Source organism: Candidatus Nitrotoga arctica (assembly GCF_918378365.1).
Classification (GTDB): Bacteria; Pseudomonadota; Gammaproteobacteria; order Burkholderiales; family Gallionellaceae; genus Nitrotoga; species Nitrotoga arctica.
The window spans coordinates 1,952,478-1,967,658 of the sequence record NZ_OU912926.1 but is presented as its reverse complement, the minus strand read 5'-3'; the positions used below and the strand labels follow the sequence as shown (position 1 = coordinate 1,967,658).

At 49.8% G+C, this 15,181-nt stretch carries 12 protein-coding genes; 2 read left to right on the top strand and 10 right to left on the bottom strand.

What is annotated here, in order from left to right:
• Position 1: 1 nt before the first annotated feature.
• Positions 2–631, bottom strand: a complete 630-nt coding sequence (locus MKZ32_RS08945) for an arylesterase (protein ID WP_239796957.1) — start codon at positions 629–631, stop codon at positions 2–4.
• On the opposite strand from MKZ32_RS08945, the gene MKZ32_RS08940 reads away from it, so the two are divergent.
• A complete protein-coding gene (locus tag MKZ32_RS08940; RefSeq protein WP_239796956.1) occupies positions 630–1,298 on the top strand; it encodes an ABC transporter ATP-binding protein in 669 nt (222 codons plus the stop codon). The genes MKZ32_RS08945 and MKZ32_RS08940 overlap by 2 nt on opposite strands.
• Positions 1,295–3,757, top strand: a complete 2,463-nt coding sequence (locus tag MKZ32_RS08935) for an ABC transporter permease (protein ID WP_239796955.1) — start codon at positions 1,295–1,297, stop codon at positions 3,755–3,757. Before MKZ32_RS08940 ends, MKZ32_RS08935 begins: the two co-directional genes overlap by 4 nt.
• Before the next feature lie 127 nt (positions 3,758–3,884).
• Here the strand turns inward: MKZ32_RS08935 and MKZ32_RS08930 are convergent, their stop codons facing one another.
• The 9 genes from MKZ32_RS08930 to nuoG form a co-directional block, all read right to left on the bottom strand.
• A complete protein-coding gene (locus MKZ32_RS08930; RefSeq protein WP_239796954.1) occupies positions 3,885–4,733 on the bottom strand; it encodes a tetratricopeptide repeat protein in 849 nt (282 codons plus the stop codon).
• A gap of 234 nt (positions 4,734–4,967) precedes the next feature.
• A complete protein-coding gene (nuoN, locus tag MKZ32_RS08925; protein ID WP_239796953.1) occupies positions 4,968–6,419 on the bottom strand; it encodes an NADH-quinone oxidoreductase subunit NuoN in 1,452 nt (483 codons plus the stop codon).
• A 22-nt stretch (positions 6,420–6,441) separates the two neighbouring features.
• The gene (locus MKZ32_RS08920) at positions 6,442–7,926 is read right to left on the bottom strand and encodes an NADH-quinone oxidoreductase subunit M (RefSeq protein ID WP_239796952.1); all 1,485 of its coding nucleotides are present in this window, start codon (positions 7,924–7,926) and stop codon (positions 6,442–6,444) included.
• A gap of 30 nt (positions 7,927–7,956) precedes the next feature.
• The gene (gene nuoL / locus MKZ32_RS08915; RefSeq protein ID WP_239796951.1) at positions 7,957–10,005 is read right to left on the bottom strand and encodes an NADH-quinone oxidoreductase subunit L; all 2,049 of its coding nucleotides are present in this window, start codon (positions 10,003–10,005) and stop codon (positions 7,957–7,959) included.
• Between the two features lie 7 nt (positions 10,006–10,012).
• Positions 10,013–10,324, bottom strand: a complete 312-nt coding sequence (nuoK, locus tag MKZ32_RS08910; protein WP_173052582.1) for an NADH-quinone oxidoreductase subunit NuoK — start codon at positions 10,322–10,324, stop codon at positions 10,013–10,015.
• Positions 10,325–10,476: 152 nt separating this feature from the next.
• Entirely contained in the window at positions 10,477–11,091 is a 615-nt protein-coding gene (locus MKZ32_RS08905) for an NADH-quinone oxidoreductase subunit J (RefSeq protein ID WP_239796950.1), read from the bottom strand.
• 176 nt (positions 11,092–11,267) lie between these two features.
• Positions 11,268–11,756 carry an NADH-quinone oxidoreductase subunit NuoI gene (gene nuoI / locus MKZ32_RS08900; RefSeq protein ID WP_239796949.1) on the bottom strand — a complete coding sequence of 163 codons (489 nt, stop codon included), beginning with the start codon at positions 11,754–11,756 and terminating at the stop codon, positions 11,268–11,270.
• Between the two features lie 20 nt (positions 11,757–11,776).
• A complete protein-coding gene (nuoH, locus tag MKZ32_RS08895; protein ID WP_420887761.1) occupies positions 11,777–12,805 on the bottom strand; it encodes an NADH-quinone oxidoreductase subunit NuoH in 1,029 nt (342 codons plus the stop codon).
• Between the two features lie 8 nt (positions 12,806–12,813).
• Positions 12,814–15,168 (bottom strand): NADH-quinone oxidoreductase subunit NuoG, encoded by a 2,355-nt coding sequence (gene nuoG / locus MKZ32_RS08890; RefSeq protein WP_239796947.1) that lies wholly within the window; start codon positions 15,166–15,168, stop codon positions 12,814–12,816.
• Between the last annotated feature and the right edge of the window lie 13 nt (positions 15,169–15,181).

Genomic DNA, 15,181 nt, shown 5'->3' with positions numbered 1-15,181 from the left:
ATTAGAAGTGGTTCGTCTGCAATAAGGGTTTCAGTTTGTCCAGAATAGTCTGAAGGATTTGCGCTTGCGCCGACGCTGTGGGGTGCAAGTTGTCGGCCTGAAATTGCTCCGGCTGAACATCTTTCAGCATGAACGGAACCAGCTCCACCTTGTGGCGCTGCGCCAGCCGGGAATAGAGTGCCTTGAATTGATCGGTGTAGTTTTTGCCATAATTGGGTGGTAACTGAATTCCCACTAGCAGCACTTTTCTGTTACTTTTTCGTGATTGTTGAATAATAGCGCTGAGATTTGTCTCGATATCGGCGATAGATGTGCCGCGCAGGCCGTCATTGGCACCCAGTTCTAGAATGACAATACTGGGGGAATGCTGACGCAAGGCTGGGGCAATACGCTGCCGTCCGCCACTGGTTGTTTCGCCGCTGATGCTGGCGTTAACTACTTTATATTGTGGATGGCTGCGTTGTACTTCTTGCTGCAACAGGTTGACCCAGCCCGATGCCCGTGGAATGCCATACGCCGCTGATAGACTATCGCCAAACACCAGTATGGTTTGTTGTTGTGCGCCACTCACCCCAGATAGCAGGCAACACGCACATAATAAAACTGATTTAAAGAAAGTGAGAAGTTTCATGGCGTCTATTTTGCGGGCAATGAATCTGGGTAAGCAAGTAGAAAGTGGTGGACAGCCTCTTGTTATCTTGCACGAGGTCAGTTTTACCGTCGAGCCGGGTGATAGTCTTGCTATCCTGGGTGCGTCCGGTTCTGGTAAGTCTACTCTGTTGGGACTGTTAGCCGGACTGGATGTGCCCAGTAGCGGGACAGTATACCTCGACGGGGTTGATATTTTTTCTTTCGATGAGGATGAACGCGCGCGTTTACGTGGTCGTCTGGCAGGTTTTGTTTTCCAATCATTTCAGTTGCTGCCAGCCTTGACCGCGCTGGAAAACGTGATGCTGCCGCTGGAATTGCACGGTGCATCAGATGCGCGCGAGCGTGCTACAGCTGCCTTGCAGCGCGTGGGCCTGGCCGCGCGTCTGAGCCATTTACCCAAACATTTGTCCGGCGGTGAGCAACAGCGCGTGGCGATGGCGCGCGCGTTTGTTGTGCAGCCAAAAATCCTGTTTGCAGACGAACCTACAGGCAATCTCGATGCCGCCACGGGTGGTCAGATCATTGATCTGATGCTGGAGTTAAACGGTGCGCAGGGCACCACTCTTATATTAGTGACTCATGATAATGTGTTGGCGCAACAGTGTGGGCGGCAGCTGCATTTGGCCGCAGGACGGATTGTGCCGTGAATACGTTGCATTTGTCATGGCTCATGCTGCGGCGGGACTGGCGCACTGGAGAATGGCGTGTACTGCTTATTGCTTTGGTGCTGGCGGTGGGCAGCATTGCTACAGTGGGACTGTTTGCCAATCGGGTTGGCCTGGCTCTGCAGCAGGAAGCTACTAGTCTTCTGGGTGCCGATCTGCGCCTTGTCGCTACACATCCATTCCCGCCAGCTTATCGGGCAGCCGCACTGCAACGGGGTCTACGCGTGGTTGAAATTGCTACTTTTCCCAGCATGGTGGTTTACGATCAGCAAAACGTGCTGGCGGAAATTCAGGCGGTGGAAGAAGGCTATCCGCTACGCGGCAAAATCCATATTGACGATGGTACGCAGCATGTCGCGCAAGGCATACCGGCACCCGGCACAATATGGGCGGATAAGCGTTTGCTGCAACGCATGGGCTTGCAGCTGGGTAATGAAGTTGTTATTGGCGCGCTGCACATGCGCGTGGCTGCGCGCATGGTACGTGACGTGGATCAGTCTGTCGGCTTCGCCAGTTTTGCGCCGCGTGTGCAGATAAATGCAGCCGATCTGCCTGCTAGCGGCCTAGTCCAACCTGGTAGCCGTATCAGCTATAAAATTCTGTTTGCAGGGGATTCGGCACAGCTTGTCAACTTGCGTGTCTGGCTAAAGGGACAGCTGGTAGTGGGTGAAAAGTTGGAGGACGTGCGCGATGCGCGTCCGGAAATTCGAACTGCGTTGGAGCGTGCCGAACATTTTTTAGGGCTGGCAGCGCTTACTGCCGTAGTGCTGGCAGGTGTGGCTATGGCGCTGGCCGCGAGCCATTTCATCATGCGTCATCTCGACACCTGCGCCATGATGCGCTGTTTGGGAGCCACGCAGGCGCAGGTATTACGCATTTTTATGTACCAGTTTTTGCTGCTGGGCATATTTGCCGTATTGTTGGGTGATTTGCTCGGTTATGCGGCTCAGTTTGCGCTGGTGCAGTCCATTGAGAGTATGAGTGAGGCTGCTTTGCCCTCGCCTGGTTGGTTGCCATTGTGGCAGGCTGCGGCCAGCGGCATGGCGCTGTTACTTGGTTTTGCTTTCTTGCCGTTGTGGCAGTTAAAAAGAGTGTCTCCGTTGCGTGTTATTCGCCGTGAATTGGGCATGCCTCCGGCGCGCACCGGCTTGCTGTATGTGTCAGGCGCTGCGGTGCTCAGCGGGTTATTTCTATGGCAGGCCGGTTCACTCAAGCTGGGCTTGACCGTGTTGGGGGGGGTGACAGCTGGCATGCTGTTGTTCGGCCTGCTGGCCTGGCTTGCCGTGCACACTTTGGCATGGCTACCCCTGCGTGGGAGCCATGCCTTTGCGAATTTGGCCAGGCACGGGCGCACTAATGCGCTGCAAATTGTGGCACTCAGTCTAGGCGGCATGGCCTTACTGCTGCTTACTTTTGTGCGTGCCGACCTGTTGGAAAGTTGGCGCGGGCGCATGCCGCCGGATGCGCCGAATCGTTTTATTGTCAATATCCAGCCCGATCAGCGTTCCGCGATAAAAAATTTCTTCACAGAGCAGCAATTACCTGCGCCACAATTATTTCCCATGGTGCGGGGGCGGCTGATAGCAATCAACAATCACGCGATCAGCGGGAACGATTACTCCGAGACGCGTGCCCGTGCGCTAGTGGAACGCGAATTCAATCTATCCTGGTCAGATCATTTGCCAACTGATAATGCCTTGGTACAGGGTGCATGGTGGAAGCAGGGTGCGTCATCGGTGTTGTCCGTGGAAGAGGGAATAGCCAAAACGTTGGGTATTAACATGGGCGACACCCTGACTTACGACGTGGCGGGCAGCCCGTTCAGTGCGCAAGTGGTAAACCTGCGCAAGGTACAGTGGGATTCCATGCAGGTAAATTTTTACGTAATCACTGCGTCTAATACGCTGATAGATTATCCGGCCAGTTATTTGACCAGCTTCTATTTGCCAGCTGATAAGGCGCAGGCTAGCGATGTGTTGATCAAAGCCTTCCCCAATCTGCTACTGATAGACACCGATGCGGTGATTGAACAAGTGCGCCAAATCATGGACCAGATAGCTCAAACCATGAGCGCGGTCTTTTTATTTACTCTATTGAGTGGCTTGGCTGTGCTATATGCTGCGCTGCTCGCTACGCAAGATGAACGCATTCAACAGGCCGCTATCCTGCGTACATTGGGGGCCGACAGTCGTTATTTGCGGCGATTACACCTGACTGAATTTGCCGTGCTAGGCGCATTGAGTGGCCTATTCGCAGCCGCAGGTGGAACTTTGCTGGGCTGGGTATTGGCAATTAAAGTTCTGGAAATCCCTTATCATCCCAGCGCGTTAATCTGGTTGGTTGGTGTGGGCGGTGGGATCGTTACAGTGACCTTGGCAGGATGGCTGGCTACGCGCCGTGTGGCGCAGATATCGCCGTTACAAGTGTTGCAATCTGTTTAAGCAAAGATGGGAAAGCGGAGAAGCTCATCAAGGACTGCAAAGGTGCGCTTGATTGTTACTTATCCAATATTGGGGAACAGATCCCGCGGCATAAACAAATTTCGTTTACACAAAATTCAGGACATCCTTACGCGTTGAGTAAGAATTGCGCTTTGGCATGTCCTTGACTAGCCGCTTTTTTAAGCCATTCGGTGGCTTTCGCAGAGTCCTTAGGTACGCCTTCACCATCTCGATACATCAAGCCTAGAGTGTATTGCGCTTCGGCATGCTGCTGAGCAGCCGCTTTTTGAAGCCATTCAATGGCTTTCGTAGCATCTTTGGGTACACCTTCATTATCTCGATACATCATGCCTAGATTGTATTGCGCTTCGGCATGTCCCTGAACAGCTGCTTTTTGAAACCACTCAAAAGTCTTGGCAGCATCCTTGAGTACACCTTCGCCATTAGAATACATCCAGCCGAGGTTATATTGCGCTTCAATATGGCTCTGAGCAGCTGCCTTCTGATACCACTCCATCGCTTTTGCAACGTCCTTGGTTACGCCTTCGCCATAGGTATATATTACTCCAAGGAAGAATTGCGCTTCAGCATGCCCTTGAGCAGCCGCTTTCTGAAACCACTCAATTGCTTTAGCAGAATCCTTGGATATTCCTTCACCTTTGGCATACATTACGCCGAGGAAAAATTGCGCTTCGGTATGTCCCTGAGCAGCAGCTTTTTGAAACCACTCAAAACTCTTGGTAGTATCCTTGGGCACGCCTTCACCCTTGGAATATATCCAACCTAAATTGTATTGCGCCTCAGCAACTCCCTGTGCAGCAGCGTTCTGTAATAACAGTAATCCATCTTTTGGTGTTGATTCTTTTTTCGGCACCGAAGGTGTAGCAGCTTTGTTCTTATTGCCAGCTGCCTGCGTTTCAGAATTAGCAAGTATTAGCAATAATGTAGTAAGCAAAGAAATCGAGATGACGTTCACTGAATGTTCACCTTGGTAAACCCTGTTTATTTGTTTAATTTATTGTATTTAATTTTATTAATTAAGTACATATCTGATTAAATCGCTTCTGGGAGATGACAAATACCCAAACCTCAAGATAAGCAGGTCAATTGTCCGGATGATAACGGATGGATTTGTGCTTGCGCTGGAAACCAGCAACCGGCACAAGCGGGGATAACCATCAAATTTTTATTTTCGACATTGCAGATATATTTAATGCAACATCAATGATTTTTGCACCGCCACTGCGCATACCGTTATCAATGCGCTGGGCATAATACCCAAGGCCAATATCGCCAGCCCATTAATGGAAATCAGCAAGCCGTTGTCAGGCTGGATGGAAATAGGGAGATGAGTTTCTGGGGCATCGAAATACATTAACTTGACGATACGCAGATAATAAAATGCGCCTATTAACGAGAATAGCACCGCTATCACAGCAAGAAGAACGTGCCCGGCGCCCACTACTGCCTGTAAAACAGAAAGTTTGGCGTAGAAGCCTGCCGTTGGGGGTACCCCTGCCATAGAGAACATTAGTATAAGCATCATGAACGCGAGCCACGGGCTGCGCTGGTTAAGTCCCTTAAAGTCATTGAGCATGTCCGCCTCGAAACCTTCACGCGATAGCAGCATAATCATACCGAAACCACCAAGGCTCATTAATACATAAATCACTACGTAGAACATGGCGGAACTGTAACCATCAATGCCCCCACTCAATACGCCTAGCAAAAAAAAGCCCATATGCGCGATAGTGGAGTAAGCCAGCATGCGTTTAAGGTTAGTCTGTGCAATAGCGGTAATGTTGCCAATAGCCATAGACAGCACAGCGAGGATAGCTAGCATACCGGACCAGTGCATCACCAGCGGCTGCAAACCGTCCACCAAAATTCGCATAACGAAAGCGAAGACGGCTAACTTGGGCGCGGAGCCGATTAGCATGGTTACAGCAGTTGGTGCGCCGTGGTAAACGTCTGGCACCCACATATGAAATGGAACGGCGCCAAGCTTGAAAGCTAGACCTGCCACAATGAATACCAAGCCGAACACGAGCAGTGCCTTGTTTTCCACACCGTGCGTGATGGCATCGGAGATCGCAGCAACTTCAAGCGTGCTGGTAGCGCCATATAACATGGACATCCCGTACAAGAGCAAGCCGGAAGCAAGTGCGCCTAGAATGAAATATTTCATCGCTGCTTCAGTGGCAGTGGCGGAATCGCGTTGCAGCGCGACCATCGCGTATAGGCTGAGTGACAGTAATTCCAGCCCAATGTACAGAGTAAGGAAGTGGGTAGCTGAAATCATCACCATCATGCCGAGCAGGGCAAATAATGTAAGTACCATGAACTCGCCCGTGAATAGTCCGCGCAATATCAAATAGCTACGTGAATATACCAGCACCATGGATACAGTGAGGTAGCTTAATAGTTTGAGTACATCGGACATTAAGTCGTCCACGAACATATTATTGAAAAGGTGAACCACGCCTGGTTCATGGGTCACCACGGTAATCAGTGCACAACTTAGAAGTGTCAGTTGCACCAATATGTAGGTTAGCGTTTTATTAGGGCTAGTGACAAACAGATCCACGATCAGGATCAAACTCACCATCACCAGCAGAAAAATTTCTGCGTAGGCGGAGGATAGGGTGGACAAGTAACTCATAAATTCCTCGGTTGGTGATAGCTTATAACTTGGAGCGGGCAATATGTACCAGCAAGTCGTTTACGGATGCGTGCATGATTTCGGTGAAGGGTAGTGGATACAGGCCCATGCCCAGTACAGTCAGTGCCAAAATAACGAACATTAGCTTTTCGCGCAAAGTAATGTCGGTTAATTGCGCTACGTGCTGGTTGGCCACCGCGCCGAAGATCACTCGTTTTACCATCCACAGCGTGTAGGCCGCACCGAAAATCAGTATGCTAGCGGCAGCGAAGGCGTACCAGAAATTAACTTTGACCGTACCCATTATCACCATGAATTCACCGACAAAACCGCTGGTGCCGGGCAGTCCGACATTTGCCATGGCAAATAATATAAAGAATGCGGCGAATACTGGCATTTTGTTGGCTACGCCGCCATAGTCGGCGATATTGCGTGTATGCATACGGTCATATAACACACCTATACACAAAAATAGCGCACCTGATATAAAGCCATGCGAAATCATCTGTAACAGTGCGCCCTCCATACCGTAGGCATTAAAAATAAAAAAACCTAACGTAACGAAACCCATGTGTGAAATAGAGGAATACGCCACCAGCTTTTTCATGTCAGTTTGGACCAATGCAACCAGCCCAATATAGACCACTGCGATTAGCGACAGCGCGATCATCACGCCAGCAAGGTAATGGCTGGCATCGGGCACGATAGGCATGGAAAAGCGAATAAAGCCATACGCTCCAACTTTCAGCAGGATCGCCGCCAGTACCACGGAACCACCGGTAGGCGCTTCTACGTGGGCATCGGGCAACCAGGTGTGTACTGGGAACATGGGTACTTTTACCGAGAATGCCATAAAGAAGGCGATGAATATCAATATCTGCGCAGTCATCGGGATAGCCATCTGGTGATAATCGAGAATCGCGAAGCTACCACCGGACTGGATGTACAGGTATAGCAGTGCAATTAGCATCAGCACCGAACCAAAAAAGGTGTACAGAAAAAACTTGACCGCTGCATAAACGCGATTAGAACCGCCCCATACACCAATAATGATGAACATCGGGATCAGCATGGCTTCCCAGAACACATAGAACAGCACCGCGTCGAGCGAGACAAATACGCCATTGACCAAGCCGGACATGATGAGGAATGCAGCCAGATATTGCGCTACGCGCTTATCGATTACCTTCCAGCCAGCGATTACAACCAGCGGAGTAAAGAAACTGTTAAGCAGGACGAACAGCACTGAAATGCCGTCTACGCCGAGGTGATAGTGGATGTTGAAATGGGTAACCCAGTTATGCAATTCGACGAACTGCATGGCACTGGTCATCTTGTCAAAACCAACATACAGCGGAATAGTAACCACAAAGCCAAGAATTGAACCAACAAGTGCAATGACACGCGCTAACGGTGCATTGCGATCGTTGCCAGTGGCTAGAACCAGCATACCAAAAATAATGGGCAGCCAGATAGCAACGCTTAATAGGGGAAATCCAAAAATCATGCTTATTCCTTCAGTTTCTCGCTGTGCGTATTATTCGAACCAAGTGCGTATCGTAAGCAGCAGAAACACGCCGATAATCATGGAAAACGCATAGTGGTAGATATAACCGGTCTGAATGCGGCGCAATACGTTGGAGAACATGCCGACCAAACGCGCAGTGCCGTTTACCATTAGGCCATCAATCAGTTTTATATCGCCAAATTTCCATAAGAAGCGGCTCGTCTTACGGGCGCCAGAGGCAAAGAACCAATCATTAAAACGGTCAAAATAATACTTGTTGTCCAGCACTGTATAGATGAAACTAAATTTTTGTTTGATCGCTTCAGGAATACTCGGAATTTTCAGGTAAAAAACCCACGCCATTACTACCCCGGCCATTGCCAGCCAAAATGGTAGAGAAGATAGCCCATGTATTGTCATGGCCCAAGCGCTGTGAAACTCGTGTCTCAGTTCTTCCATGGACGGGTGCAACTCGTGGTTGATAAAAATTGCACCCTTGAAATAGTCGCCAAATAACATCGGCTCGACAGCAAGGTAACCAATGATCACAGAAGGGATCGCGAGTAACACCAAAGGCATCCAGACTACCCATGAGGTTTCGTGCGGCTTCTGGCCTGGAGCTAAACCATGATGATCGTCGTCGTGGGCAACATGAACGCCCACGTGGTCGTCTTGAGATGTATGTGGAGAACTATGCGCAACAGAATGCGCTTTGTCGAAATGCTCTTCGCCATGAAATACCAAGAAATACAAGCGGAACGAATAGAAGGCCGTAACGAAAACTCCAACCACCACTGCAAAGTAGGCAAAGCCAGATCCGGGAAGATGCGACAACGCCACCGCTTCGATAATACTGTCTTTGGAATAGAAACCGGATAGGAACGGGGTGCCAATTAACGCCAGCGAGCCGATCAGAAAAGTGAACCAAGTGATCGGCATATACTTACGCAAACCTCCCATCTGGCGGATGTCCTGAATATGATGCATGGCGATAATCACCGAACCAGCGGCAAGGAAAAGCAACGCTTTGAAAAAAGCGTGGGTCATCAGATGAAAAATCGCCACTGAATAAGCAGAGGCGCCTAGTGCTACCGTCATGTAACCTAGTTGCGACAGCGTGGAATAGGCTACCACACGCTTAATATCGTTTTGAATAATGCCGAGGAAGCCCATGAACAGCGCAGTAATAGCGCCGATCACCATAACAAAGGATAACGCAGTGTCGGATAGTTCAAACAGCGGTGACATGCGCGCCACCATAAAGATTCCGGCGGTCACCATCGTCGCAGCGTGAATCAGTGCGGAAATTGGAGTTGGACCCTCCATTGAGTCCGGCAGCCAGACGTGCAGCGGAAACTGCGCGGATTTACCCATCGCACCAATGAACAGCAGGATACAGATCGCGCTAATTACATTCCAAGACACACCAGGGATCGGCGCTATGTCGTTGGCGTAAAGGTGCGAGCTGGCAAATACTGAAGCATAATCCAGTGTGCCAAACACCATCAGCACCAAGCCGATGCCGAGCAAAAAACCGAAATCCCCCACGCGGTTGACTAAGAAAGCCTTGAGGTTGGCGTAAGTTGCCGTAGGGCGTGTATACCAAAAACCAATCAATAAATAAGATACTAAACCGACCGCTTCCCAGCCAAAAAACAGCTGGAGAAAGTTATTGGCCATCACCAGCATTAGCATGGAGAAAGTAAACAGCGAAATATAACTGAAGAAGCGTTGATAGCCAGCATCGTCAACCATATAACCTATAGTATAAATATGTACCATCAAGGAAACGAAAGTCACCACCAACATCATCATTACGGTTAGGCGGTCAATCAGGAAACCGACCTCGAACCGCGTATCACCAGCGGTCATCCATTGATAAACTGTGCCGTTGAATGTATGTCCTGCCATGACATCCTTAAAAATCAGCAGTGAGGCAACGAAAGACACAGCCACCAGTAGAATAGTAATGCGATGCGTCCATGTCCGCCCCAGTAGTTTGCCAAATAGTCCGGCTAGAATTGCGCCAACCAAGGGAGCCAAAGGAACCAGCAAATACAGATTTTCCATAGTACTCATTGCGCTGTTAGCCTTTCAAGCTGCCGAGATCATCTACGTTGATGGTACGCAGGTTACGAAATAACACTATCAGAATCGCTAAGCCGATAGCTGCTTCAGCGGCAGCCACGGTGAGGATAAAGAACACGAATATTTGTCCAGATATGTCATTCAGATAATGTGAGAAGGCGATAAAATTTGTATTTACTGCGAGCAACATCAATTCAATCGACATCAATAGTACGATGATATTCTTCCGGTTTAGAAAAATGCCCACCACGCCAATAGCAAACAAGATTGCTCCGAATACTAAATAATGCGACAAACTCAAGTTCAACATATACTTTCCTTATTGAATCTTCATGTAATCACGACAGATGCCGCTACACTGCGATCAGTCATCCAAGGCGATTAATAATTCAACATCACCTTTTGTAAAAAAACACTAGATTCATACCTCTGTAGCAATGATGCAGTGGTATATTTTACCTACTACTGTGCGCTGTCCTCTTTACCTTCTGCCACCATCGATATAATACGAAGGCGGTCTGCTTTCTTCACTAACACCTGCTTATTCGGTTCCTGCGATTTAGCATCTTTACGACGGCGTAAGGTGAGTGCGATGGCCGCTATAATCGCCACTAAGAGAAGTACCGCCGCCAGCTCAAATGGGTAAACATAATCGGTGTAAATCAAACGCCCAAGCTCTTTGGTGTTACTGTAATTGGCAGCGTGCTTGATCACTTTTGCACCAGTTTCAGCCGTTTGGCGGTTGCCCAGTACCCATATCATTTGGAATACCATGACGACGGCCAGCATTGCACCGAACGGAAACCAGCGCCAGAAACCTTCGCGCAATTGCTCCAGATTAATGTCCAACATCATTACCACAAACAGGAAAAGCACCATTACCGCGCCGACGTACACTAGAACAAGGGTAATAGCTAGGAATTCCGCCTCCAATAATATCCAGATGCCAGCCGAGCTACAAAAAGCCAACACCAAGAACAACGCAGCATGTACCGGGTTGCGTGCAGTAATTACGCGCAGCGCGGCAAACACGGTAATTGCGGCAAACATATAAAAAACTAATGTATTAAAACTCATCAACATATTCTCAAACCCTTAACTGTGTTTGGAACCATGAAGGTCACCTATATAATCATTGAAACGAGTATTCCCGCCTACGAAGAGCCAATTCAACGCAGGTTTCAGTAGTATCATTTTAAAATAACGAGCTGGATACATATCTTCATAGGAATGACAGTGATTTAAAGATGCTCTTAACGGTACTTTGCGTCTAATGCCCTATCCTTGGCAATTTGCTCTTCATGTTTTTCGCCCACTGCCAGTAACATCGGCTTGGTGTAGTACAGGTCGCCGCGCTTCTCACCGTGGTATTCCAGAATGCGAGTTTCTACAATGGCATCCACCGGGCACGATTCTTCGCATAGACCGCAAAAAATACATTTGACCAAATCAATGTCATAGCGTGTGGTCCGGCGCGTACCATCAGCGCGCTCCTCGGTTTCAATATGGATAGCTAACGCCGGACATACCGCTTCGCATAATTTACAGCCAATACAGCGTTCTTCATCATTAGCATAACGACGTAGCGCATGCAGGCCACGAAAACGAAAACCTTGTGGTGTTTTTTCTTCTGGAAATTGCACTGTGATTTTGCGTGCGAAAAAATGTCGCCCGGTCAAGGCCATGCCTTTCACTAGCTCCAGCAGCAGGAAAGTTTTGAAGAAATTTGTGATCTTTTCCATTTATTTTATATCCTTGGCTGTTACCATAGCCAATAGGGAGTTTGCATCCAAGCACCAATGACTACTACCCAGATCAGCGTGAGAGGAATAAATACCTTCCAACCTAAGCGCATTAACTGGTCGTAGCGATAACGTGGGAAGGTGGCACGGAACCATAAAAATAGAAACAGCACAAAGGACGTTTTGGCTAGTAGCCAAAATATGCCCGGTAGTAAATTAAATGGGGCAATGTCAAATGGAGGCAACCAACCGCCCAAGAACATAATTGCGGTGAGTATGGCAATCAAAATCATGTTCGCGTATTCAGCCAAGAAAAATAGCGCAAACGCCATACCGGAATACTCTACGTGGAAGCCCGCCACAATTTCAGACTCCCCTTCGGCCATGTCGAAGGGCGCACGATTGGTCTCCGCTACACCTGAGATAAAGTACACCACGAACATCGGGAACAACGGGATAAAATACCAGCCGAACAAGCCCGTGCTGCTTTTTTGACCCAGTACTATGTCACCTAAATTCATGCTCTGCGAGACCATTAGCACACATACCAAGGCAAAACCCATGGGGATTTCGTAGGACACAATCTGTGCGGCCGAGCGTAATGAACCTATGAAGGCATATTTAGAGTTGGATGCCCAACCCGCGATGATTATGCCGTACACGCCAAGTGATGTCATTGCCAGGATATAGAGCAAACCGGCGTTGATGTCGGCCAGTACCATGCCATCGGCGAACGGGACGACTGCCCAAGCCGCCAAAGCAGGCGTCAGCGCAAGGACAGGCGCGATTACGAACAGAAATTTATTCGACCCAGACGGGATGATAATTTCTTTGAGCAGCAGTTTGAGGCCGTCGGCGAGCGGTTGCAGCAGCCCAAAATAACCGACCCGATTAGGACCGATGCGTACCTGCATATAGCCAATCACCTTGCGTTCTGCCAGAGTCAGATATGCCACAGTTAGCATGATAGGCACAACGATGACCAGAATTTTGACCAATGTCCAGAGCGGAAGCCAAGCGACACCAAGCAGATTTTGCAAGTACTGCAGCAGTTCTGTCATGCGCGATCCACCATAATAGCTCCAAACATTGCGCCCAGTTCTGCCGTTACGGCATGGCCCGCAGCCACGCGCACAACGCCATGCGGCAAACTGTCATCTGCGATTATAGATAGCCGCGTACTGCCATGCCCTTGCGTTAACTTGACCATCTCCCCGGATCGTAGGTTGAGCTTTTCCAGTTCCACGCTATGCATCAGCGCATGCGGAATGGCGGCATCTCGGGTTTTTTGTAGTGAAGCGGCGCGGCGAACAATGGCGTCAGTGGCATAGATCGGCACATCGCTGACGCGCTGTAACCCAGCGATATTCCAAGTTGTAGCTTGCGCCGACATACCATGCAAGACGTTGCCAAGTTTGGCAGACACGTCTGTGCCGCTTAGAACTTCATCGCGAACTGCTTCGCTATTGTTGTAATCAAAATCAGATATATTAAGCAGGTTTCCCAAGACGCGGAGCACCTTCCATGCTGGACGTGCCTCGCCTAAGGGCTGAACTGTGCCCTTGAAGCTTTGCGCACGCCCTTCGGAACTGACAAAAGTCCCAGAGGTTTCCGTAAATGGAGCAATCGGCAACAACACATCGGCGTACTCGACAGCATGGTGTTTGTAAGCGCTCAATGCCACAACCATGTCTGCGGCATCCATCGCAGCTAATGCCTGCTGCGGGTTCTGCGTATCCAGTTCTGCTTCTACATTGAGCAAGATATAAGCCTTGCGCGGCGCAGCTAGCATCGCGGAGGCATTCATGCCATGTGCAGCACCGGCGAAAGGCACCGCTTGCGCCAAATACCCACCCACACTGTTGGCTGCTTCGCCGAAGAAGCCAAATGTTGCTCCGCAGAGCGCGGCAATGTGCTGTGCCAGCAGTTGCAGTTGTGACGCTTGTGGATGCTGCTGCGCGAAGTTGCCGAGCAAAACGGCAACACGCTCACCGCTGGCAAGACTATCAGCCATTGCCTGCGCGATGGCTGATGGCGTTACAGACTGTATGACCTGCTGCACGCTAGTATCCAGAGTCGCCTGCTTGGCTATGGCTAGCGCCTTCAACACTTGCGCCAATACCGTAGTCATTTCGGTCGGTGGAACTATCTCCTTGTTGGCGATTGGCATCAGCAGATCGTCATCGGCAGCATGTATCAGATTAACTTGCGCGCCCTTCTTCGTTGCCTGACGCACGCGTGACGCCAGAAGCGGATGGTCTTTGCGCAAGAAACTGCCCACTAGCAGGAAGCGGTCAACATGATTAATATCTGCCACTGCCATACCTAGCCAAGGTACACCGGTCTGCTTGCTGTCGGCGTCAAAATCAGACTGTCGCAGACGGAAATCCACGTTATGGCTGCCTAAGCCGCGCACCAGTTTCTGCAATAAATAGAGCTCTTCCAGTGTGGAATGTGGCGTAGCTAACGCGCCTATGCATTCCCCGCCCGCCTCATGCGCAATTTGGCGCAGCCCGTTAGCCACATACTCCAGCGCAACTTGCCACTCTACTTCCAGCCATTTCCCGCCCTGCTTGATCATCGGCTTGGTAAGACGTTCAGCTGAGTTCAACCCTTCGTAGCTAAAGCGATCTTTATCGGACAGCCAGCACTCATTGACATCTTCATTCTCAATTGGCAGCACACGCATCACGCGGTTGTTTTTGACCTGCACCGCCAGGTTGGAACCTAAACTATCATGCGGACTAATAGATTTACGGCGCGATAGCTCCCAAGTGCGGGCACTATAGCGGAATGGTTTGCTGGTGAGCGCACCGACCGGACAGAGGTCTATCATATTGCCGGACAGTTCGGAATCTACCGTATCGGACACGAAAGCCATAATTTCCGCATTTTCACCACGGAAAGCTTGTCCCAGTTCCATCGCGCCACCAATTTCGATGCCGAAACGCACGCAACGGGTACAGTTTATACAGCGACTCATTTCTTCGGCAGCTACCAAGGGGCCGATGTCCTTGTGCAACACGACGCGTTTCTCTTCGTTGTAACGCGAGGCGCTGCCACCATAGCCGACCGCTAGATCCTGTAACTCGCATTCCCCGCCCTGATCACATATCGGGCAGTCCAATGGGTGATTAATCAGTAAGAATTCCATTACACCTTTTTGCGCTTTCACAGCTTGCTCGGAGGCAGTAAAAACTTTCATGCCTTCGGCCACTGGCGTGGCACAAGCGGGCAGCGGCTTAGGCGCCTTTTCGATCTGCACTAAACACATGCGGCAATTAGCTGCGATGGATAATTTCTTGTGGTAACAAAAGTGGGGAATATAAATACCCAACCGATCCGCCGCATCGATCACAGAGCATCCGTTTTCGACTTCAATGTGCTTGCCGTCAATTTCAATGTTGATCATTGCTCACCTAACC